The organism is Geobacillus sp. ZGt-1, assembly GCF_001026865.1.
Lineage (GTDB): Bacteria > Bacillota > Bacilli > Bacillales > Anoxybacillaceae > Geobacillus > Geobacillus thermoleovorans.
This window is the reverse complement of the sequence record NZ_LDPD01000174.1, coordinates 1-436: the sequence shown is the minus strand read 5'-3', so window position 1 is coordinate 436 and position 436 is coordinate 1. Positions and strand designations below refer to the sequence as shown.

Below are 436 nucleotides of genomic sequence, written 5' to 3'. Positions count from 1 at the left end.
CCTGGGGAAGCCCGGCGCTCAGCCACTCGAAGAAGTCGCTTGCGATCCAGAACCTTCCGCTGTCCACGGCCGTGCGAAGCAAGATCAAGAGGCCGATCAAAGCACCGCCGCGGAAGAAAATCAAATATTGCCGTAAAACGTCGTTAAACGGCTTATTTTGGCGTTTTGAAGCTTGGGGGGTAGAAAACTATTAACCCATCAAAAAAAGCGTCTCATACGGGCCGTACAAGGCCTAGGAGACCTTGTTTGTTTTTCCTCTTCAGCACAGCAAGATATATTAAACCCTTGTGTATATTGAGCGGCAGCCCCCTTTTTGTTGCTTTTATATACTTTTAGTATTTATATCTTTTAAATCTTTATATATTTTAGGAGGGGTCAAGATCCTTGATTTATCAAGGGTTTCAGCGATTTGGACAGTACATTTTTGGTGTTTATC

The 436-nt window shown here is 44.0% G+C and carries 1 pseudogene; it reads left to right on the top strand.

From position 1 onward, the window contains the following. Positions 1–194 (top strand): annotated as a pseudogene (locus VU18_RS20930) (hypothetical protein); the annotation flags it as partial. Positions 195–436: the final 242 nt, after the last annotated feature.